Below are 21,166 nucleotides of genomic sequence, written 5' to 3'. Positions count from 1 at the left end.
GGCTTCCTCCGCGAGACCGCCGAGCGGTGCTGCGTCGCCGGATGTCCCGGAGGGCTGCCCGGCCACGGGGCCGTGAAGTGGTCCGGTGGCCTCGGCCCGGTCGGCCGGGCGGGGCACGGTGGACGACCCGCCGACCGTGTGAGGAGACGGCGCTGCCCGGCCGGGGGTCCGGCCGGGCAGCGTTGGTGTCAGACGGAGAACTCGACCGGCAGGCTGTCGAGCCGGGACTCCCAGGTCGAGGCCGTGGAGGAGAGTTCCTCCGACGGCAGGGCCAGGCGCAGGCCCGGCAGCCGGTGCAGCAGGACGTCGACACCGATCTCGATGATGGACTGGCCGATGTTCTGCCCCGGGCACTCGTGCGGTCCGGCGCTGAACGCCAGGTGGGACTGGTTGCCCTGTACGGCGACGGCCGAGTCGGGCCGTACCTCCGGGTCGAGGTTGCCGGCGGCCAGGCCCAGGACGAGCAGTTCCCCCTCCTGGATGTGATGGCCCCCGAGCTCCAGGTCGGCGGCGGCGAACCGGCCCGGCAGCACGGCCAGCGGGGGGGTGTCCCACATGACCTCCTCCACCACCGAGGAGATGGTCAGCTGCCCGCTGACCAGACCGGACAGCCGGGCAGCGTCGGTGAGGACCAGTTGCAGGACTCGGGCCAGCAGGTTGCTGGTGGTGGTGTGCGCGGCGATCAGCACCAGGCGGAGATGGCTGACGACCTCGTCGTGGTCGAGGCCGGCCGGGTGCTCCAGCAGTGCGGTGGCGAAGTCGGAGCCCGGCTCGGCCCTCTTGCGCTCGGCGAGTTCCGCGAGGATCTGCATGATCCGGTCGTTGTGTTCGAGGGCGCCCTCACCGCCCTTGAAGACCTCGGCGCACGACTCGACCAGGCGCAGCCCTTCCGCCGCGGGAAGGCCCAGGATCCGGGTGAGCACGAGCATCGGCAGGTGCTCGGCGTAGTCGGCCACCAGATCGGCGTGCCCGGCGTCGGCGAACGCGTCGATCTGTTTGTTCGCGAAGTACGTGGCGTGGCGCCGCACACCGCGGCTGGACGCCGCGAGCAGCCCGTCGGTGACCGCACCGCGCAACCGGCGGTGCGGTTCGCCGTCCTGGGAGACGCAGTCGGGCCGCCAGCCGACCATCGGGATCAACGGTGACGTCTCGGAGACACGCCCTTCCCGCCAGTCCCGCCAGATCCGCGCGTCCCGGCTGAACTGGCGCGGATTGTCCAGCACCCGCCGGTTGTCGCGGTAGCCGAGGACGAGCCAGGCGGGTACGTCGCCCTCGAGCAGCACCGGCGCCACGGACCCGTGCTCCTTGCGCAGCCGCTCGTAGATGCCGTACGGGTCGGTCGACGCCTCCGGCCCGAACAGCCGGGTGAGGTCGGCCCCGTGTGCGACGGGGCACCCGCTCGGGGTGTCGGGATCGTTTAAGGGCTGGGCGTTCATCGGGACTCCATTGCGACGGCGGAGCGGTCCTTCAGGTGCTGGATCAGCGCGACGAGCACGTCACGGCTGGAGGCCCGGTCGCGGGCGTCGCAGGCCACGACCGGGATGTTCTCGGGGATGTCGAGGGCGTCGCGGATCTCCTCGACCGGGTAGTTCTTGGAGTCGGGGAAGACGTTCAGCGCGACGACGAACGGCACGTTCTGCCGCTCCATCTCCTCGATGGCCCGGAAGCTGGAGGCCAGGCGCCGGGTGTCGACCAGGACGACCGCGCCGAGCGCACCCTTGAACAGGCCGTTCCACAGGAACCAGAACCGCTCCTGCCCCGGCGTGCCGAACAGGTACAGCATCAGGCTGTCGTTGAGGCTGATCTTGCCGAAGTCCAGGCTGACGGTGGTCTCGGTCTTGTCGGCGACCCCGATGAGGTGGTCGACGTCGGCACTGGCCTGGGTGAGCGTCTCCTCGGTGGTCAGCGGCTTGATGTCGCTGACCGAGCGGACCATGGTGGTCTTTCCGGTGCCGAAGCCGCCGGCGATCATCACCTTCACCGAGCGGGGGCCGGACCCACCGGGCCGGCCCGGATGGTCAAAGCCTTTCAAGTCCACTGAGAACCTCCTCAAGGAGCGCGAGGTCGGGCCCGCGACCGGCGCCGTGCGCCGGGATGGGGTCACGGGCTTCGACACGGCCTGCCTCGAGCAGATCCGTCAGCAGCACCGCGAGAATGTTGAAGGGCAGTCCGAGATGGGCGCCGAGTTCGGCCACCGACAGCGGATCGCGGCAGCGCCGGAGGATGTCCTCGTGCTCGTGCTGCATGCCCGGTACGGGGGCGGCCAGGGAGACGATGAGGGTCGCCACGTCGAGACTCGACGCCGAACCGCCCGGTCCGCTGCGCCCCCCGGTGAGGACGTAGTAGCGCTCGAGACCGGACGGGTCCGTGGGCCGGCGGGGAGCACTCATCCAGAGTGCTCCTCCAGGCGCGGAGTGGTGCCGAGGAGCTCGCCCATCCTGCGGGCGAGATCCCTCATCTGGTGTCCGAGCAGCCCCTGGTCGAGGCCTTCCCGGGCGAGCACACCGAGATACGTCTCCACACCGGCCCGTACGACGAAGAGGTGTCCGCCGTCGACCTCGATCATCGCCAGCCTGAGCTGCCCCGCGTACTTGGGGAACTGCTCGGCGACCGGCTGGGCCAGCGCCTGCAGCCCGGCCACCACTGCCGCGAACCGGTCGACGTCGTCGGGGTCCTCGGCGCCAAAGGAGGTGATGGCCTTGCCGTCGCTGGAGGCCACGAGGGCGAACCGGATCTCCGGGATGGACTCCACCAGATCACGGAGCGCCCAGCTCACATCGGTTCCCTGTTGTGTCATGGGACTAGTCGCTCTCTTCAGTGTGGTGCTCGGTGGATCCGCGTCCGGCAGGTGCGGTCTCCTCCTCGGTGGACTCCTCGCCGATCTCCCGGCCGGCCGTGGCGAAGGCGGCCAGACCGGCGAACGAGGCGTCCGGCGGGACGGCGGCGACGCTGGACTCGTCGCTCCGCTCCGGGCGTTCGGCAGGCTCGTGCCGCACCGTCTCGTTCCGTTTGCTGCGGCGCCGGGGCAGTCCGCCGGGGGTGGTGTCCACGGCCTCGCCGGGCTCGGCCACCCGTTCGGCGGCTGCTGCCGTGCGCACCGGGGCGGCCTCGGCGGCCGGCACCGCCGGGGTCGCGGCGGCGGCCGGAGCTGCGGCGGCCAGCGGGCTGAAGTACTTGTGCGGAACCACCACCACCACCGAAGTGCCGAGCCAGGGCGAGTCCGCGAAGGTCACGCGGATGCCGTAGCGACGGGCGAGGGCGCCGACGACGCGCAGACCGATGCTGGCGTCCTCGGAGATGCCGCCGATGCCCGGTCCGGCCGCGGTGCCGGTCAGGGCGTCCTCGGCCTCACGCTTCTTCTCGTCGCTCAGGCCCTTGCCGGAGTCCTGGATCTCGATGCCGACGCCGTTGGGCACCTCCTTGCCGGAGACGAGCACGGGCTCGCTGGGCGGGGAGTAGCGGGCCGCGTTGTCCAGCAGGTGCGCGAAGATCAGCGTGAGGTGGTCCACCAGACCGCCGTCGACGCCGAGTTCCGGCAGGTGGCGGATCTCGACGCGGTGGAAGTCCTTGATCCGGCCGACTCCGCCGCGCACCACGCTGAGCAGACGCTGCGGCTCCTGCCACTGCCGGCCCGGACGGTCCGAGCCGCCGAGCACACCGATGCTCGCGGCGAGCGAGTCGGCGGGGCCGAGCTCCTGGTCCAGCTGCATCAGACCGCGGGCCACGGCGGGCAGCCGGCCGTGCTCGCCCTGCATCTCGTGCAGACGGCCGCGGAGCTTGCCGGTGAGCACGTGGATGCGGTTGCCGATGCTGATGACGGCCTGTTCTGCGGAGGTCGAGCGGTTGAACTCCTCCTCCACGCCGATCAACGCGGTCCTGAGCACCTTGCGCAGGTCGGCCTGCAGGTCGGCGCTGACCTTGGCGCACTGGTTCGCCTCGGGCAGCAGGTCGTCGACGGCGTCACCGGCGCGCAGCTGTTTCAGCGCGTCGGGCAGCTGCTCGTTCGCGAGCCGGGTGACCGCGTCCTGCTGGTGCGCGAGCTGCTCCTGCCAGACCTCGGCCTGGTCGGCGAGCTGGGACTCGTACGACTTGGCCTGGTCGGCGAGGCGTGCCTCGAAGGTCCGTGCCTGTTCGGCGAGTTGGGCCTCGTACGTCGAGATCTGCTCCACCAGCCGTGCCTCGTAGGCACCGGACTGGTCGTTGAGCTGCGCCTCCAGCGAACCGCGCTCGGCCGTGAACTTCCGCTCCAGGCCCACGACATGCTGCTGCCACTGCTGCGAGTGCTCGGCCTGCGTGGCGCGGAAGGAGCCCTCGGTGCGGCTCAACTGCGTGCGGGTGCGGATCAGCAGCCGGACGCACACGGCGCTTGCGGCGGTGGCCGCGACGCCCGCGACACCGGCGGCTATGCGCTCGGAGCTCATGAAGGTGGCGGCGACCGTCCCGCCTCCTAAGGCCAGCGGCATCAACCACCAGCTGTACCAGCCGACAGGGGCCCGCGCCGCCGGCGGCGGAGTGGCGACTTCCATCTGCATCCTTACAAGCAACACGAACGAACAGGGAGGTGTGCCAGGGGGGAGCGCACTGATGCATACGCACTACGGGACGACCGATCGCGACCGAGTCAACTCGCAGCGCCGCACAGGAGCTTATCGGGTTTCAACCCGAAAGGATCAACCTCGATCATCCGGCGGAAGTGAGGATTCCATCACTCTGAGCCAGCTGCCCACACATCGACAAATCCCTTTACGGACCGGCGCACTTGTCATGCGGTGACAATTCGCCTGCCCATGCCTGTCCGCCGCTGATAAGCCCTGACGGATTACTGACAGGTATCGTCGCGGCCGTGCCGAAGAGAGCCGCAGCGCCGGTCGACGAGCCACTGGGTCCGTTCAACGCGCTGCCGACGGGCCTGCACCACCACCTCAGACCGTTCTTCGCCGACATCACCGAGGAGGTCGTACGGGCGATCAGGACCGAGATCCCCGAGTACGCGCGCCCCGCCGACGACACGTACATGCAGGGTGTGCACCGTGGCGTGGACCATGCACTGCAGGGCTTCCTGGAGCGGATGGCTGAGCCCGACACGGACTGGGCGCCGGTGAAGGCGACGTATCAGCGCATCGGCCGCGGGGAGGCCGAGGAGGGCCGCAGCCTCGACTCGTTCCAGTCGGCGCTGCGGCTCGGTGCGCGGGTGACGTGGCGGCGGGTGAACGCACTGGTCGACGCGGATCTGCTGCCGCGCAACGTACTGGCGGCCTTCGGCGAGGCGCTGTTCCTGTACCTGGACGAGATGGCGGCCGCGACGACCGCGGGCTACACGCAGGCGCGCCTGCACGCGGCCGGCGAGCTGCAGCAGCGGCGTACCCGGCTGTTCGACCTGCTCACCGCGGACCCGCCCGCCTCCGCGGAGGCCATTGCGGAACTCGCGCGCAGCGCACGCTGGCCGCTGCCGCGCGCGGTCGCGGTGGTGGCGATCGACAACTGCCCGCAGGCGGGCGTGCAGCCGATCGTGGCACCGGAGTTCCTCGCCCGCTTCGACATCCAGCCGGCCGTGCTGGTCGTGCCGGACCCGGAGGGCCCCGGCCGGGCGCGTGCGGTGGCCGGGGCCCTGCACGGACGGCGGGCCGCGATGGGTCCGACGGTGGCCCTGCAGGAGGGCGCACGGTCGCTGCGCTGGGCGTCCGAGGCGCTGGACCTGGCGCGGCGTGGCGTGCTCCCGGGCCCGGAAATGGTGCGCTGCCAGGACCACTTGGCCGCGCTGCTGCTCCTGCGCGACGACGCCCTGATCGACGCCATGGCCCAGCACCGGCTGCGCCCGCTGGAGCAGGTGCGGCCGCCGCAGCGCGAACGCCTCGCGGAAACCCTGCTCAGCTGGCTGCAGTGCGGCCACAACGCCAGCGAGGTCGCCGTCCGGCTGGCCGTGCACCCCCAGACGGTCCGCTATCGCATGCGCCAGCTGGACGAGCTGTTCGGCTCCCGACTGCACGACCCGGCGGCCCAGTTCGAGATGCAACTGGCTCTGCGCGCCCTGGAGCTGCGCCGCGCGGCTACAGGGGCTGGCGCAGGGTGACCGTCATGGCGGCGAAGCCGCTCCGCTCGTAGAACCGGACGGCGTCCGTGTTCGCCGAGTAGGCGGTCACCTCGGCGTGCTCGGCTCCCTGTCGCCGGGCCCAGTCCAGGAACTCCTCCACCAGCCGGTCTCCGGCTCGCGCGCGCCGGTGCCCGGGGCGGACGTGGATGCTGACCAGGGTCGCGGAGGTGACCGGCCGCTTCGCCGTGGGGCCGGTGAGGGATCCCATCAGGTGTCCGACGACCTGCCCGTCGTGCTCCACGGCGAGGACGAGTCGCGCCGGGTCATCGAGCGCCGCGGCGAAGGACCGCGCGCCGTGCTCGCGCGGCCAGTCGACGTTCACGCTGCTGTCCCGCGTGCCCCCGTCCTCGGCGAACAACCCGGCGCTGGAGGCGACGAGACCCGGTATGTCCTCGGCACGAGCGCGTCGCACGATCACCTGTCGACCAGTCATGCGCGCAGGCTATCGGCGGGTACTGACAGCGATACTTCCTGGACACCTGTCCCGCTATAGTGGACACCTGTCCAGGAAATAGCCATGAGAATGAAGGAGCCCCCAATGGAGACGGTCGCGAACGTGCTGGTCGGTCTGGTGGCCGCGCTGCACGCCTACATCCTGGTGATGGAGATGTTCCTGTGGCAGAAGAAGCCCGGGCGGGCACTGCACGGCTTCGATGCGGAGATGGCGCGGGCGACCGCGCCGATGGCCGCCAACCAGGGGCTGTACAACGGCTTTCTCGCGGCCGGTCTGGTCTGGGGCCTGATCGCGGCGGACCCGACCGGCTTCCGCGCCCAGGTGTTCTTCCTGTGCTGCGTCGTGGTCGCGGGGGTCTACGGTGCCGTGACGGCCAACCGCCGCATCCTCTTCGCGCAGGCGTTGCCGGGCGCGCTCGCCCTGGCCGCCGTCCTGATCGCGCAGTGACCCGCCCCGCGCCCCATGACCCACGGGCCGCGCGGACCCGGGCGCGACTGCGGGAAGCGCTGCTCGCGGAGTGCGCCGAGCGGCCCCTCGCGGAGGTGGGGGTGGCGCCGCTGGTGCGGCGGGCGGGGGTCGGACGGGCCACGTTCTACGTCCATTACGCCGATCTGGAGGCGCTGGCGGTCGACGCCTGTGCCGATGTCGTCCGGGAGGCGGTGGAGGCGCTGCACTCGTGGCAGGGCCGGCCGGACCCGGTGCACGCGCCGCCCGCGCTCGCCGAGTTCTTCGCCTCGCTCTCCCCGCACGCCGGCCTGTACCGCGAGCTGCTGGCCCCGGGCGGCGGTGGCCCTCTCGGCCGGGTGCTGCACCGGGACCTGCGCGCCTACAGCCTCCGCGAGCGCGAACGGGCGGGCGCCGCGGACGCACCGCTGGTCGCGTCGGCCGTGGCCGCCACGTTCGCGGGCGTGCTGGCCGACTGGCTGCACGGCCTGCTGGAGGCCGACGCGGCTCACATCGCCGACGAGGTCTGGCAGTTGCTGGTCGCCCTGCACGCAAGCCGGTGACGGCGCCTCACGCCCAGCCCGCGCCCGCCTTGACCAGGGGCCGGGCCTCGACGCCGTCGGCACCGCGGGCGTACAGCCTGCCCCCTCGCCCTCCCCCAGCTACAGGAAGTGCGCCTTCTGCCAGTCGGTCCCTGCGCTCCACGCGGTAGCCGTGACGGGGGGACGGCGGTGCGCCTTGAGACCCTCCGCGGGCGTGGTGCCTCCGGCGCCCTCGCGCCACGGCTCACTGTTGCCGCACGAGTCGATCTCCCCGTTGCACTCCAGCGCCCGGGCGGCGGTGCCGGACTCGATGCGGGCGGCCCGGACGCCGTCCTCGTCGAGGCTCATCATCGGCAGCGACGAGTACCGTCGTCGCCACCGCTCTCCCGCGCATCCCGCCCCCTGTTCCGCTCGCTGTCTTCCGGCCTTCCGACGCGGCACCGGCACGGAACCTTCAGCGGGTGACCGCCTGGAACGTACGCCGGTACGCCTGTGGTGAGACCCCGATCGCGGCGTGCAGGTGCTGGCGCAGTGACGCGCCCGTTGCGAAGCCGACGTGGCCGGCGATCTGGTCGACGGACAGGTCGCTGGACTCCAGCAGGTGCCGGGCGCGGGTCACGCGCTGCTGGACGATCCAGCGGCCGGGGCTCATCCCCACCTCCTCGTTGAAACGGCGGGCGAAGGTACGCAGGCTCATCCGGGCGTGACCGGCCAGGTCGGCCAGGGAGAGCGCCTCGTCGAGTCGCTCCAGGGCCCAGGCCCGGGTGGCGGCCGTGCTCGCGGCCCCGCTCCTGGGCACCGGCTGCTCGATGTACTGGGCCTGGCCACCGTCCCGGAACGGCGGTACCACGCAGCGACGCGCGACGGAATTGGCCAGCTCGCTGCCGTGGTCGGTCCGGACGATGTGCAGACAGACGTCGACACCGGAGGCGGCGCCCGCCGAGGTGAGGATGCGGCCGTCGTCGACGAAGAGGACGTCCGGGTCGATCTCGACGTGCGGGTAGCGGCGCCGGAACAGGTCGACCACGCACCAGTGCGTGGTGGCCTTGCGACCGTCCAGCAGACCCGCCGCGGCGAGGACGAAGGCGGCCGTGCAGATGGAGACGATCCGTGCGTCCGGGCGAATCCTCGCCAGCGCGGCGGCGACCTCGGCGGGGAGCTCGGTAGGGATGTGCGGGATCGCCATGGAGGCCACCACCACGGTGTCGGCCGTGTCCAGGATCTCGGGGCCGTGCTCGACGCCGACCGTGAAGTCCGCGTCGGTGCGCACCGGTTGGCCGTCGACGGTGCAGGTCAGCACCTCGTACCGGCCGTCGGCCGCACCGAAGATCCGGCTGGGGATGCCGAGCTCGAAGGGGTAGACGCCGTCGAGGGCCAGCACGACCACTCGTTCCACCTGCTGTTCACCACGCATGGCACGATCTTATCGAAGGTTGGCAATCATGCCATTTCACTACCGGGCGCCCCCCGGCAGGCTGGGTGACCATGAGCACTGTGAACATGATGCGAGCCATCAGCCAGGACGTCCTCGGCGGTCCCGAGGTCCTCAAGGAAGTGGAACTGGAGCGCCCCGAGCCGCGCACCAACGAGGTGCTGGTCCGCGTCCGCGCCGCCGGCGTCAACCCGACCGACTGGAAGCACCGCGCCTCCGGCGGTTTCCTGGGCGAGCCGCCCTTCGTCCTGGGCTGGGACGTCTCCGGGGTGGTCGAGTCGGTCGGGATCGGCGTCGCCCGGTTCAAGCCCGGCGACGAGGTCTTCGGCATGCTGTCGTACCCGTTCGGCCACGGCTCGCACGCCGAGTACGTCACCGCCCCGGCGCGCACCTTCGCGCACAAGCCGGCCTCGATCGACCACACACAGGCGGCCGCGCTGCCGCTGGTCTCCCTGACCGCCTGGCAGGCCCTGGTGGAGTACGCCGGTCTGCAGCCGGGGCAGCGGGTGCTGATCCACGCGGCGGCCGGCGGGGTCGGGCATGTGGCCGTGCAGATCGCCAAGGCCCGCGGCGCGTATGTGATCGGTACGGCGAGCGCGGGCAAGCACGACTTCCTGCGCGGGATCGGCGTGGACGAGGCGATCGACTACCGGGAGACGGACTTCACCGAGGCCGTGAAGGACGTCGACGTCGTCCTGGACACCATCGGCGGCGACACCGCCATGCGCTCGCTGCGCGTGCTGCGCCCGGGCGGGCTGGTCGTCTCGATCCTGCCGGTCGGCTCCGAGGACTTCTACGCGGAGGCCGAGCGGCTCGGTGTGCGGGCCCTGCGGATGCTCGTGGACGCCTCGCACAGCGGGATGAAGGCGATCGCGGAGCTGGTGGAGGCGGGGAAGCTGCGCCCCGCGATCGCCGGCACCTTCCCGCTGGCCGATGCCGCCGAGGCACACGGGCTCGGCGACACCGGCCGGACGACGGGAAAGCTGGTCCTGCTGGTGGACTGACCCCGGTCAGAAGGTGAGCACGGGCTTGATCGCCTTGCCCGCGCCCATGTCCCGCACCGCCTGGTCGATCTCCGCGAACGGATAGGTGCTGATCAGGCGGTGCAGTGGAAGCCGTCCCTCCTTCACGAGCTGCACCAGGGACGGGATGAAGGTCTGCGTCTCGGCGTCGCCCAGGGTGAGGCCGACGACCTGCTTGCCGCCCAGCAACCCGTTGACGTCCAGGGCGACTTCGCTGCCGAAGGGCGGCGCTCCCACGACGACCAGCGTGCCGCGCGCGGCAAGCGCGTCGACACCCTGACGCAGCACGGCCACACTGCCGGTGGTCTCGACGATGCCGTCGGCACCCTGACCGCCGGTGATCTCCGCGAGCGCCTCGCCGAGGTCGGCCTCGCCGACGTTGACGGTGTGGGTGGCACCCAACTCCTTGGCCAGGGAGAGGCGTTCGCCGACCTTGTCGACGGCGACGATCCGGGTGGCGGGGGTGAGCGCGGCGGCCATCACGGCGGAGAGGCCGACGGCGCCGGCGCCGAGGACGACGATGGTGCTGCCCGTCACCGGCTTCAGCACGTTCCAGACGGCGCCCACTCCGGTCTGCACACCGCAGCCCAGCGGTGCGATCGACTCCAGCGGTACGTCCGCGTCGACCTTGACCAGGCTGCGCTCGTCCACCAGCGCCCGCTCGGCGAAGGAGGACTGCCCGAAGAAGTGGCCGCCGAGCGGGGTGCCGTCCCGGCTGATGGTGCTGGTGCCGTCGGCTCGGCGTCCGCCGAGCAGGTTCAGCGGCAGCCACGTCGCGCAGTACGCGGGGTGGCCGCCGTGGCAGTTGCGGCACTCCCCGCAGGAGGTGAAGGACAGCACGACGTGGTCGCCCGGCGCGATGCCGGTGACGGCCGGGCCGACGGCCTCGACGACTCCGGCGCCTTCGTGACCGAGCACGCCCGGCAGCGGGAAGGGCAGGCCGCCGCCGGCGACGCCGAGGTCCGTGTGGCACAGGCCGGTGGCCACCATACGGACGACGGCCTCGTGGGGTCCGGGCTCGTCGAGCTCGACGTCGGCGAGGGTGAAGGGCGCACCGCCGGACTCGACGACAGCGGCGCGGGTGGTGAGGGACATCGTACGAACTCCCTTGATGTTCTGGCGCGTTCGGGCGCGTTCGGGCGTGCTCGGCCGCTCTCAGTCGAGCGAGACGACGACGGACTTGACCTTGGTGTAGGCGGCGAGGGCCTCGGGTCCGTACTCGCGGCCGAAGCCGGAGTCCTTGACTCCGCCGAAGGGCACCGCGGGGTCGAGCATGGCCCAGTCGTTGATCCAGACGATGCCCGCCTGGAGGCGGTCGGCGATGCGGTGGGCACGGGCGAGGTTGTTGGTCTGGATGCCCGAAGCCAGGCCGTAGGGCGTGGAGTTGGCGAGTGCGACGGCCTCGTCCTCGGTGTCGAAGGGCTGCACGGTCAGGACCGGCCCGAAGATCTCCTCCTGGACGACCCGGGAGTCGTTGGACAGGTCGGCGATGACCGTGGGCCGGTAGTAGTAGCCGCCGTCGAGGTCGAGCCGTTCGCCGCCGCAGACGATGCGTCCGCCCTCCTTGCGGGCGATGTCGACGTATTCCTCGACCTTCTTCAGGTGCTTCTCCCCCGCCATCGGTCCGACGACGGCCTCGGGGTCGCGGGGGTCGCCGACGGGAACGCCGGGGACGGTGTCGGCGAGGATGCCGAGCACGGTGGCGTACACCGGGCGGGAGACGAGCAGACGCGGGCCGCCCATGCAGAACTGGCCGGTGTTGAAGACGAAGGCCTTGATGATCGCGCCGACGGCCTTCTCCAGGTCGGCGTCCTCGAAGACGATGTGGGCGGCGTTGCCGCCCAGTTCCATGGTGACGGGCTTGAGGGCCTCGCCGGCCGTGCTCGCCACATGGCGGCCGACGGCGGTGGAGCCGGTGAAGGCGACCTTGTCGACGCCGCGGTGGCGCAGCAGCGCCTCGCCCGCCACCGGGCCCGCGCCGGTGACCACGTTGACCACCCCGTCGGGTACGCCCGCCTGCTGGAAGAGCCGGGCCATGTAGAGGGCGCTCAGCGGGGTCTCGTCGGCCGGCTTGTGCACGACGGTGTTGCCGGCGGCGAGCGCGGGGCCGATCTTCGAACCGGCCAGAATCAGCGGGAAGTTGAAGGGCGTGATCGCGGCGACCACACCGATCGGCTCACGCTTGGTGTACGCGAGGGCGTTCATGGGGGTGTCGCGGACAGCGCCGTCGAGGGAGTGGGCGAGGGCGGCGAAGTGCTCGTAGTCGTTGGCCGCGTTGGTGATGTCGACGGCGTGGCAGAGCGAGATGGGCTTGCCCACGTCCAGGCTTTCGAGACGGGCGAGTTCGTCTGCGTTCTCACGGATCAGCTCGGCGACGCGGTGCAGGATCCGGCCGCGCTCGCGGCCGCTCAGCCCGGACCAGGAGCCGGCGTCGAAGGCCTCCCGGGCGGCACCCACGGCCGCGTCGACGTCGGCGGCGCCCGCCTCCGCGACGGTGGTGACGACCGCGCCCCGGGACGGGTCGACCACCTCGGTGCGCGCTCCGTCGGCGGCCTCGCGCCACTGTCCGCCGACAAACAGCCGTCCGGGTTCGATCTCGAAGGCGGTCATCACCACTCCTCAGCCTCATTGCCAAGTTTTCAACCAACAGGATTCCTGTTGGTTCGCAGTCTCATTACAGACAGGTTTCCTGTCAATGCTCTACGCTGAACCCATGCTCGACACCCAGGCGACCAAGACGCCCCCGTCCCTGCTCTACATGGTGAAGCAGGTGGAGCTGGTGGTGCGCTCGCACCTGGACGAGCTGGTCAAGCCGTCCGGGATCACCGCGCTGCAGTACACCGCGCTCACCGTCCTGGAGCGCCACGACGGACTGTCGGCCGCGCAGCTGGCCCGCGACTCGTTCGTCACCGCCCAGTCCATCGCGGATCTCGTACGGTCCCTGGAGAGCCGCGGACTGGTGCGCCGGGAGCGCAATCCGCGCAACCGGCGCGAGCTGCTGATCCTGCTGACGGGCGCCGGCCGGGAGCTGCTGGAGCAGTTCACGGCACCCGTGCGGGAGCTGGAGGAGCGGATGGTCCGGGATCTCTCGGCGCACCAGACCGAGCAACTGCGCCAGGCACTCTCCAAGGCCTGGCACGCACTGTCGTAGCCCCGGCGCGTCCGCCACGGGGGAAGTCCTCAGCGAGCTCTGTCGCAATTCGAAGACATATGTCAATCGAACATGCTCAAATTCACTCCATCGAGGGTAACTTGCAGGGCGGAGAACGCGTTTGCGCTCACCAGGGACCCGGGGGCTCGGCTGCGCTCGTACGCTCGCTGCACGACGTCACCCCGGCCCCCGGTGACCTGCAGCCCCGCAGCGGACGGAGCAGGTTGGAGGCGATGTCGTCGTGCACCAGGAGCCCGCACCGCTCACCCGGCATCTGCGTGTTTACCAGGACCGGGGCCATACGGTGCTGGAGTTCCGCGGCGAGATCGACATCGCCGCGGCCCTGGAGATCGCCCCCTTCGTGGACCGGGTGACGGCACACCCCGATGTCCGCCTGGTGATCGACCTGCGGCCGGTCGACTTCTTCGACTGCTCCGGGCTGCGCCTGCTCTACCGGGCCCGGGCCCGGGTCCTCGACCAGGACGGGGAGCTGCGGCTCGTCTGCACGCACCCGCTCACGTTACGCATCATGCGGGTCACCGGGCTGACCCGGCTGCTGCCCGCGCACCCGACCCTGGACGCGGCCCTGGGACAGCCCGAGGCCACATCCGGGTCATGGTGAAACTCCCTGCGCGAGGATCTCGGCCCTCGTAGAGCAGCTTGCGATGCCGCGCTGCCGTTCCTCGGACGTTGATGCCGGGCGTTGCTCCGCTACCTCATGTCTATTCGCTTCGCGACGCGTCGAACAGGGCGCTGACGGACTCCCCGTTGTGAATGCGGCGCACGGCCTCGGCGAGGGCGGGGGCGATGGACAGGATCCGAAGCTTCCCGGTGCGTTCCTCCTCCGGCACCGGCACGGTGTTGGTGCACACGATCTCCAGCACGTCGGGCTGCTCCCCGATCCGCTTGAGCGCCCCGGCCGCGAACAGGCCGTGCGTACAGGCGACACGGATCGACCGCGGCCCCGACTCCCGCAGGCGCTCCAGGAGTTCGAGGACCGTGCTGCCCTTGGCGATCTCGTCGTCCAGCACGATGACGTCCCGGTCCGCGACCTCGCCGATCACGGTACTGATGCTGACCTGGTCGTCGGCGAACCGCTGCTTGGCGCCGGCGGCCACCTGGGCGCCGATCATCCGGGCGAACGCGGCCGCCTCCTTCGCGTTGCCGAGATCCGGCGAGACGACGGTCGTCCGGGACAGGTCGTACTGCCTGAAGTACGCGGCCAGTTCACGCCGGGCGTGCAGATGGTCGACCGGCACCGAGAAGAAGCCGTGCACCTGCGGCGAGTGCAGCGTCATGGTGAGGACACGGCTCGCGCCCGCCGCGACCATCAGGTCCGCGACGAGCCGGCCGCCCAGGGAGATCCGGGGCGCGTCCTTCTTGTCGGAGCGGGCGTAGGAGTAGTGCGGCATGACGACGGTGATCCGCGCCGCCGACGCGCCACGGGCCGCGTCGCACATCAGCAGCAGTTCCACGAGGTGCTCCTGGACCGGACGGACCAGCGGCTGGATCAGGAAGACGTCCCGCTCACGGCAGTTGGCCTGGAGCTGCACCTCCAGACAGTCGTTGGCGAACCGGCTGACCCGGGTGGGGCTGAGCGGCACACCGAGATGCGCACAGACCTCCGCGGCGAGGTCGGGGTGGGCACTGCCGCTGAACACGGAGATGTCTCGCACGATCCGCTCCTCGCGTGATCATTCCGGGGGACGGATTCATGCTACTGACCGCGGAAATTCGGTTGCGGTGCGGCATCGGCCGCGCGCCATGATGTCCCCGTCCGAGTCCCTCACCTCAGGAGATCCCATGCGCCGACTCCTCGGAATCAACCAGCGCCCCCATCGGCCCACGGTTCCCGAGGACTCGAACCCGCATGACAACCCTGAACATCGGAATTCTCGCCCACGTCGACGCCGGTAAGACCAGCCTCACCGAGCGGCTGCTGTTCGACCACGGAGCGATCGACCGGCTCGGCAGCGTCGACGGCGGTGACACCCGTACGGACGACGGGGAGATCGAGCGGCAGCGCGGTATCACCATCCGTTCCGCGGTCGCCGCGTTCACCGTCGGCGACACCCGGATCAACCTCATCGACACACCCGGGCACTCCGACTTCATCGCCGAGGTCGAGCGCGCCCTGGAGGTCCTGGACGGGGCTGTGCTGCTGCTGTCCGCCGTGGAGGGCGTGCAGGCACAGACGAGGGTGCTGATGAGGACACTGCGCCGGCTGCGGCTGCCCACGCTCGTCTTCGTCAACAAGATCGACCGCGCGGGCGCCCGCTCCGCGGACCTGCTGGCCGACATCCGGCGCAGGCTGACGCCGTACGTCGCGCCGCTCACGGACGTGACCGGCATCGGCACCGCGGACGCCCGCGTCACGGTTCGCCCGCCCGGTGATGCCCGGCTGGCCGAGGCACTCGCCGATGTCGACCCGGATGTCCTCGCGGCAGTCGTGGACGGCCCCGCGCCCACGCCCGACGACCTGCGCAAGGTGCTGTCCGCGCGAACCGCCGACGGCTCGTTCCACCCCGTCTTCTTCGGCTCGGCCCTCGGCGGACAGGGCGTCGCCGAACTCGTCGAGGGCGTGACCGGGCTCATCCCACCGGCGCCGACGGCCGAGGGCGCCGGCCCGCGCGGCACGGTGTTCGCCGTACGCCCCGGGCCGGGCGGCGAACGGACGGCGTATCTGCGGCTGTACGACGGTGAGGTGACGCCACGTCAGCGGCTCACCCTGCTGCGGCGCGAGGCCGACGGCCGCACCACGGAGGTCTCCGGACGGGTGAACCGCCTCGATGTGATCGGGGGGAGCGGACCGTCGCTCACCGCCGGGAACATCGGGGCGATCACCGGTCTGGGCGGCGTGCGGGTGGGCGACCGCCTCGGCGAACTCGCCCACCGCGCCCCGCAGTTCGCTCCGCCCACACTGGAGACGCTGGTGCGGCCCCGGCACCCCGGGCAGGCGGCCCGGCTCCGCGCCGCCCTGCTCACCCTCGCCGACCAGGACCCCCTGATCCACGCCCGCCCCGGGTCCGCCGACTCCACCGCGCTCCTGCTGTACGGCGAGGTCCAGATGGAGGTGCTCGCGGCCACGCTCGCCCAGGACTTCGGCGTCGAGGCCGTATTCGAACCGGGCCGGGTGCGGTTCCTGGAACGCCCGCGGGGCGTCGGCGAGGCTTCGGAGGAGATGCCGTGGCATCTCGGAAGGCGTTACTGGGCGACGATCGGGCTGCGGGTCGAGCCGGGGCCTCGCGGCTCGGGCGGGGTCTTCGGCTACGAGACGGAACTCGGGGCGCTCCCCCGCGCCTTCCACCAGGCCATCGAGGACACGGTGCACGCCACCATGGAGACCGGGCCGCGCGGCGCCCCCGTGACGGACTACCGGGTCACGCTGATCCGCTCCGGCTACTGCGCGCCGATCAGCACGGCCGCCGACTTCCGGGGGCTCGCCCCGGTCGTGCTGCGCGGTGCGCTGCAGCGGGCGGGGACCCGCCTGTACGAGCCGTACCACGCGTTCGAAACGGAGGTTCCGCTCGACGCGCTGTCCCCCGTGACGGCCCAACTCGCCTCGTGCGGAGCGGAGTTCACCGGGACGACCGGTGGCTCGACGGTGTGGCTGATCACGGGCGAGCTGCCTGCGCGGCGGGTGCGGGAGGTCGAGCTGCGGCTGCCGGGGCTCACGCATGGTGAGGGGGTGTGGTGGTCGCGGGTGTCGGGGGACCGGGAGCTTCGGTCGCACTGAGCGCTCCGCCGGCTGAGCCGAACTGCGGTTCCACCGCTGGGACGGCGATGGGTCGTCGATTGTCCGCGGCGCCGTCGTGGCTGGTCGCGCAGTTCCCCGCACCCCTTCGGGGCGCTGCCGCACCGCGGCGGCATTCGCCCGGCCTGCCTGGGGCGGGCGCGAAGCCGGCCCGTCAGGGCCCGTTCACCAGGACACCGGCAGCCGCCTCGGGCTTCGTGTCATCTGGCCCTCCCGCCATTCGATCGTCTCGGGTGTGAACTCGGCGCGGAGGTCGGGGAAGCGGGTCGCCACGCGGTGCAGGGCGAGGCCGAGTTCCAGGCGGGCCAGCCAGGCGCCGAGGCAGTGGTGGGGGCCGGCGCCGAAGATCACGCCGGGTGCGGTCAGCGGGGTGAACAGGTCGGGCGGGCCTGGCGGGAACACGTCTGGGTCGCGGCTGGCGGCATTGGTCTGGACGGCGACCACGCTGCCGGCCGGGATCGTCACGCCGCCGACGTCGGTGTCCTCGACGGCGCGCCGGATCAGGCCGGGCAGCACGCGCCCCTCGCTGAGCGGGACGGCGCGCAGCAGCTGTTCGGCCGCGACGGCCGCCGTCTCCTCGTCCTCGGCGAGCCCGGGCCAGGCCTCCTGCCGGTCGGTGAGGAGGTAGACGACGATGTTGCCGAGCGCCGTCATGGTGGTCTCGTGCCCGGCGACGACCAGCCCGCACACCAGGGTGACCAGTTGCCGTTCGTCGATGTCCAGGCCGTCGCCCGCCGACACCAGGCCGCTGACCAGGTCGTCGCCGGGGTTCTCGCGTCGCTGGGCGATCAGATCGGCGGCGAAGGCCCCGAACTCGTGCATGGCCGCGACGACTTCCTCGCGGGTGTGCGCACCGCCGGAGAGGGCGTGGTCGGCCCAGTGGCGGATGCGCTCACGGTCCACGTGGTCGAGTCCCATGAGCCGGGAGATGACGGAGACGGGCAGCGGGCGGGTGAAGCCCTCGATGATGTCCGCGGGCCGGTCCCGCGCGGCGAAGTCGTCGAGGAGTGTCCCGACCACCGAGGCCACCCAGGGCCGCCAGCGGGCGATGGCGCGGGGCGTGAAAGCCCGTTGGACCGTGCCACGCAACCGCTGGTGGGCCTCGCCGTCCTGGTTGAGGAGCCCGTTGGGGTCGTCCAGCAGGTTCGGCACGACGAGCAGCGGCGGAGCGTCCTCGGCGTGCAGGGAGCTCCTGTTGAACCGGGGGTCCATGAGCACCTGACGTACGTCGGCGTAGCGGGTCACCAGCCACGCCGGGGTGCCGGTGGCGAGGGTGGCGGGGCGGGGTGGGGCGGGCTCGGGAAGGTCGATGCGGTGCATGGGACACAGGGGCCGGGACGTGCTGTCTGTACTCATCCGGGACTCCAGGCGCGCCGATACGGAGAGTTCTCCACGCTAGTGCGCCCGCACTGCTTCCGTCAGGAGGGTCAATCGGCCAACGGGGCGGTCTGCCAAGGGGTTTGGCGGGCATTCGGAACAGTAGGAAGGAGGGCCGTCGCCATGACGACTCCCATCAGGCGCGTGTCCAGGCGCATGCCCGGCTGGGCGAAGGCGGTGAGCGCCGTCGTGCTGGTGCTCGTGGTGTTCTTCGCCGGGATCCGGCTGAGCGTGCTCCCCGGCCTCAAGGACCTGTTCGGCACGCAGACGCACGACCGCTCGGGACCCGCACTGCTCCAGTCCATCCAGGACATGAGCCGTTACGACGCCGCCTCCGGCAACTTCCAGGTCGTCGTCGACCTGGAGAAGGACACCAAGTACCTGCCCGACGCGATCCGCGGCTCCCGCACGCTGTACATCGGTGCGGGCACCGTCGACGCGTACGTCGACCTCGGCAAGGTCGGCAAGGACGACGTGGCGGTCAACGGCGACCGCACGTCCGCCACGCTCCGGCTGCCGCACGCGGCGCTCGGCAAGCCCGCCCTCGACCCCGACCGCTCCTACGCAGTCTCCAAGCAGCGCGGTCTCCTCGACCGGCTCGGCGACCTCTTCTCGGACAACCCCAACAGTGAACAGGCCGTGCAGAAACTCGCGGTCAAGCACATCGGTGACGCGGCCAAGGACAGCGGCCTGACCGCGCGCGCCGAGACCAACACCACCGACATGCTCGACGGCCTGCTGCGCTCCCTCGGTTTCAAGGAGGTGCATGTCAGCTACGGCAGCTGATCAGGCGCTCAGCACACCTGGCAGCGCCAGTGCGCCGAGCAGCGCGGCGCCCACCAGTACCCAGGCCACGTAGTCCCCGACGTGCCCGGACTGCAGGCGCCGCAGCGGCAGCGCCCAGTCCGGGGCGGCGAGCAGCCTCGGGCGGGTGACGGCGACGGCGGCGAGGCCCAGGGCGAGCAGGGTCGAGGCCAGGCCCAGCAGCACACCGGGCAGGGTCCACTGCGGGGTGGAGACCACCACCCCGCCGGACCCCGCCTCGCTCATTGCGTGTGCCACGAGCCCGGCGAAGCCGGGAGCGACGCCGATGGCCAGGGCGGCGGCGAGCAGCACGGTGGGGACGACCGTCATCGGGCCGGGAACCCGGCTGACGCGGGTGCCGGTCTCGGGCTCCTCGCCGGAGCCGGTCGTCTCGTACTCGCCTTGGTCGGGCGGATCGGGACCGAGGCCGAGGAAGACACGGGCGACGACCCGCAGCACCGCGCCGGCGGTCACCGCGCTCGCGGCCACGTACACGACGGTGAGGGGGCCACCCACGGCGTCCTCCGTGACGGACTTGCCGAGTGCCGTGCCGAACGGGGGCAGCCCGGCGAGGCCGAGGGCCCCGGCGGTGTACAGGACGGCGAGTCCGCGCAGCCGCCGGGCGCGCCCGTGCAGGGCGTGCTCGTCGACGCTGCCGTACCGGTCGAGGAGGACGCCGGTGCAGGCGAACAGGGCGGCCTTCACACCGGCGTGGCCGAGGACGTACAGCGCGACCCCGTCGTCCGCCTCGGGCCTCAGGACGCCGATCCCGATGAGGAACAGGCCGGTGTGGGCCACCGTCGAGTAGGCGAGCAGCCGTTTGATGTGCCGCTGGTACCAGCACATGACGGCGCCGATCAGTGCCGTCAGTACGCCGAGCACGACGAGCACCCGCGTCAGGTCCCCGGCGGGCACCCCGCCGGGCCCGGAGAACACGGTCCCGTACAGCCGCCAGACGCCGTACGTGCCGAGCTCGACCATCACCCCCGACAGCAGCATGCACACGGGCGTCGGGGCGACGGCGTGGGCGTCGGGGAGCCAGAAGTGGAAGGGCACGGCGGCCGCCTTGACCAGCAGTCCGGTGACCAGCAGGACGAACCCGGCGAGGACGAGCGCGCCGGGCCCGCCGTGCCGGTCGAGACCGCGCCCGATCTGGGTCATCGCCAGTTCGCCGGTACGGGCGTACAGCAGCCCGATGCCCATCAGCATGGCGTACGCGCCGAGCGAGGTGACGACCGCGAAGGTCAACGCGCCCTGGACGGCCTTGGCCTCCTCGACCCGGGTGCCGGTCAGGGCGTAGGCGACGACGCTCATCAGCTCGAACCAGACGAACATGTTGAACAGGTCGCCGGCGATCGCGAAGCCGCACATGCCGCCCTGGAAGAGCAGCATCAGCGCGGGGAAGGAGCCCGCGTGGCGGCGGGGTGGTTCGTCGAAGTAGTGCCAGGAGTACGCGAGTGCGGCCAGGGTCAGCAGCGAGGCCAGCGAGGCCATGCCGAGGCCCGGACCGTCGCCGGTCAGGACGATGCCGACGCTCTCGCCGTTCACGGGCTGCCAGCCCCCGACCCACTCGGTCATGGGCGGCGAGGAGTTCAGCAGCAGCGTGATCGCGAGCCCGGCCGTGCAGGCGGAGACGGCGCAGGCGGTGGACTCGGCGATCACCCGGGGCAGCCGGCGGCCCGCGGCGACCAGGAGGGCGGCCCCCAGCAGGGGCACGGCGACGACGAGGGGCAGCAGGTCGTTCATCAGCCGCGCAGCTCGGAGAGTTCGTCGGGGTCGAGGGTGCCGTGTCGCTTGGCGACCTGTATCACGAGCGCGAGCAGCAGCGCGGTGACGGTGGCGCCGACGACGACGTCGGTGAGGGTGAGCGCCTGCACGACCGGGTCCACGACCGGCCGTGAACCGGGCTTGACGTCGGAGAACACCGGCGCGGTGGCGCCGTCGCGGTAGCCGACGGACAGCAGCAGGACATAGGTGCCGACCTGGCACACGGACAGGCATCCGACCGCGTGGATCAGATTGCGGCTGGTGGCCAGGCCGTAGCAGCCGGCCAGGAAGACCCAGGCGGCGACCAGGTACGGCAGGACGTCCATCA

The 21,166-nt window shown here is 71.6% G+C and carries 22 protein-coding genes; 8 read left to right on the top strand and 14 right to left on the bottom strand.

The genetic code is table 11. The features are described from left to right. Positions 1–188 precede the first annotated feature (188 nt). Genes LJ657_RS12410 through LJ657_RS12390 form a run of 5 tightly spaced genes read right to left on the bottom strand, consistent with a single transcriptional unit; the run spans position 189 to position 4,526 of the window. Positions 189–1,436 carry a cytochrome P450 gene (locus LJ657_RS12410; protein ID WP_232648603.1) on the bottom strand — a complete coding sequence of 416 codons (1,248 nt, stop codon included), beginning with the start codon at positions 1,434–1,436 and terminating at the stop codon, positions 189–191. Next, entirely contained in the window at positions 1,433–2,038 is a 606-nt protein-coding gene (locus LJ657_RS12405) for a GTP-binding protein (RefSeq protein ID WP_232648599.1), read from the bottom strand. Before LJ657_RS12405 ends, LJ657_RS12410 begins: the two co-directional genes overlap by 4 nt. Next, complete coding sequence (locus tag LJ657_RS12400; RefSeq protein WP_232648597.1) at positions 2,019–2,390, bottom strand: DUF742 domain-containing protein; 372 nt, start codon at positions 2,388–2,390, stop codon at positions 2,019–2,021. Before LJ657_RS12400 ends, LJ657_RS12405 begins: the two co-directional genes overlap by 20 nt. Then, positions 2,387–2,797, bottom strand: coding sequence for a roadblock/LC7 domain-containing protein (locus tag LJ657_RS12395; RefSeq protein ID WP_030043913.1), 411 nt, complete (start codon positions 2,795–2,797; stop codon positions 2,387–2,389). The genes LJ657_RS12400 and LJ657_RS12395 overlap by 4 nt, the downstream gene beginning before the upstream one ends. 4 nt (positions 2,798–2,801) lie before the next feature. Next, complete coding sequence (locus tag LJ657_RS12390; protein WP_232648590.1) at positions 2,802–4,526, bottom strand: sensor histidine kinase; 1,725 nt, start codon at positions 4,524–4,526, stop codon at positions 2,802–2,804. Between the two features lie 317 nt (positions 4,527–4,843). Here LJ657_RS12390 and LJ657_RS12385 point away from each other — a divergent pair, with 317 nt between their 5' ends. Then, entirely contained in the window at positions 4,844–6,070 is a 1,227-nt protein-coding gene (locus LJ657_RS12385; RefSeq protein ID WP_232648588.1) for a PucR family transcriptional regulator, read from the top strand. Here LJ657_RS12385 and LJ657_RS12380 read toward each other — a convergent pair. Then, the gene (locus LJ657_RS12380) at positions 6,048–6,524 is read right to left on the bottom strand and encodes a GNAT family N-acetyltransferase (protein WP_232648586.1); all 477 of its coding nucleotides are present in this window, start codon (positions 6,522–6,524) and stop codon (positions 6,048–6,050) included. The genes LJ657_RS12385 and LJ657_RS12380 overlap by 23 nt on opposite strands. 105 nt (positions 6,525–6,629) lie before the next feature. Here LJ657_RS12380 and LJ657_RS12375 point away from each other — a divergent pair, with 105 nt between their 5' ends. Then, on the top strand, positions 6,630–6,992 hold the full coding sequence (locus LJ657_RS12375; protein ID WP_232648584.1) for a DUF1304 domain-containing protein: 363 nt from the start codon (positions 6,630–6,632) through the stop codon (positions 6,990–6,992). Continuing rightward, positions 6,989–7,552, top strand: coding sequence for a TetR/AcrR family transcriptional regulator (locus LJ657_RS12370; RefSeq protein WP_232648582.1), 564 nt, complete (start codon positions 6,989–6,991; stop codon positions 7,550–7,552). The genes LJ657_RS12375 and LJ657_RS12370 overlap by 4 nt, the downstream gene beginning before the upstream one ends. A gap of 99 nt (positions 7,553–7,651) precedes the next feature. Here the strand turns inward: LJ657_RS12370 and LJ657_RS12365 are convergent, their stop codons facing one another. Next, entirely contained in the window at positions 7,652–7,879 is a 228-nt protein-coding gene (locus LJ657_RS12365) for a hypothetical protein (protein WP_232648580.1), read from the bottom strand. Between the two features lie 106 nt (positions 7,880–7,985). Then, a complete protein-coding gene (locus LJ657_RS12360) occupies positions 7,986–8,945 on the bottom strand; it encodes a GlxA family transcriptional regulator (protein WP_232648579.1) in 960 nt (319 codons plus the stop codon). Between the two features lie 71 nt (positions 8,946–9,016). On the opposite strand from LJ657_RS12360, the gene LJ657_RS12355 reads away from it, so the two are divergent. Then, complete coding sequence (locus LJ657_RS12355; RefSeq protein ID WP_232648572.1) at positions 9,017–9,967, top strand: NADP-dependent oxidoreductase; 951 nt, start codon at positions 9,017–9,019, stop codon at positions 9,965–9,967. Positions 9,968–9,973: 6 nt separating this feature from the next. Here LJ657_RS12355 and LJ657_RS12350 read toward each other — a convergent pair whose 3' ends face one another. Continuing rightward, on the bottom strand, positions 9,974–11,080 hold the full coding sequence (locus tag LJ657_RS12350) for an NAD(P)-dependent alcohol dehydrogenase (RefSeq protein ID WP_232648571.1): 1,107 nt from the start codon (positions 11,078–11,080) through the stop codon (positions 9,974–9,976). A 60-nt stretch (positions 11,081–11,140) separates the two neighbouring features. Continuing rightward, a complete protein-coding gene (locus LJ657_RS12345) occupies positions 11,141–12,595 on the bottom strand; it encodes an aldehyde dehydrogenase family protein (protein WP_232648569.1) in 1,455 nt (484 codons plus the stop codon). Positions 12,596–12,698: 103 nt separating this feature from the next. Between LJ657_RS12345 and LJ657_RS12340 the strand changes: the two genes are divergently transcribed. Both LJ657_RS12340 and LJ657_RS12335 read left to right on the top strand, forming a co-directional pair. Beyond that, a complete protein-coding gene (locus tag LJ657_RS12340; RefSeq protein WP_232648568.1) occupies positions 12,699–13,136 on the top strand; it encodes a MarR family winged helix-turn-helix transcriptional regulator in 438 nt (145 codons plus the stop codon). A 241-nt stretch (positions 13,137–13,377) separates the two neighbouring features. Then, on the top strand, positions 13,378–13,758 hold the full coding sequence (locus tag LJ657_RS12335) for an anti-sigma factor antagonist (protein WP_232648566.1): 381 nt from the start codon (positions 13,378–13,380) through the stop codon (positions 13,756–13,758). Positions 13,759–13,858: 100 nt separating this feature from the next. Here the strand turns inward: LJ657_RS12335 and LJ657_RS12330 are convergent, their stop codons facing one another. Then, positions 13,859–14,812, bottom strand: coding sequence for a ribose-phosphate diphosphokinase (locus LJ657_RS12330; protein WP_232648565.1), 954 nt, complete (start codon positions 14,810–14,812; stop codon positions 13,859–13,861). Between the two features lie 194 nt (positions 14,813–15,006). Here LJ657_RS12330 and otr(A) point away from each other — a divergent pair, with 194 nt between their 5' ends. Beyond that, positions 15,007–16,872 (top strand): tetracycline resistance ribosomal protection protein Otr(A), encoded by a 1,866-nt coding sequence (gene otr(A), locus LJ657_RS12325; protein WP_232648560.1) that lies wholly within the window; start codon positions 15,007–15,009, stop codon positions 16,870–16,872. A gap of 183 nt (positions 16,873–17,055) precedes the next feature. Here otr(A) and LJ657_RS12320 read toward each other — a convergent pair whose 3' ends face one another. Further along, the gene (locus LJ657_RS12320; RefSeq protein ID WP_232648556.1) at positions 17,056–18,246 is read right to left on the bottom strand and encodes a cytochrome P450; all 1,191 of its coding nucleotides are present in this window, start codon (positions 18,244–18,246) and stop codon (positions 17,056–17,058) included. A 144-nt stretch (positions 18,247–18,390) separates the two neighbouring features. On the opposite strand from LJ657_RS12320, the gene LJ657_RS12315 reads away from it, so the two are divergent. Continuing rightward, complete coding sequence (locus tag LJ657_RS12315; RefSeq protein WP_232648551.1) at positions 18,391–19,053, top strand: DUF4230 domain-containing protein; 663 nt, start codon at positions 18,391–18,393, stop codon at positions 19,051–19,053. Here the strand turns inward: LJ657_RS12315 and LJ657_RS12310 are convergent, their stop codons facing one another. Continuing rightward, a complete protein-coding gene (locus LJ657_RS12310) occupies positions 19,054–20,817 on the bottom strand; it encodes a complex I subunit 5 family protein (RefSeq protein WP_232648550.1) in 1,764 nt (587 codons plus the stop codon). It abuts the gene before it with no gap. Continuing rightward, positions 20,817–21,164 (bottom strand): sodium:proton antiporter, encoded by a 348-nt coding sequence (locus LJ657_RS12305; RefSeq protein ID WP_232648870.1) that lies wholly within the window; start codon positions 21,162–21,164, stop codon positions 20,817–20,819. The genes LJ657_RS12310 and LJ657_RS12305 overlap by 1 nt, the downstream gene beginning before the upstream one ends. Positions 21,165–21,166 lie beyond the last annotated feature (2 nt).

This window comes from Streptomyces guryensis (genome assembly GCF_021261325.1).
Lineage (GTDB): Bacteria > Actinomycetota > Actinomycetes > Streptomycetales > Streptomycetaceae > Streptomyces > Streptomyces guryensis.
Note: the sequence above shows the minus strand (reverse complement) of the source record. Positions and strands in the feature narration are given on the sequence as shown.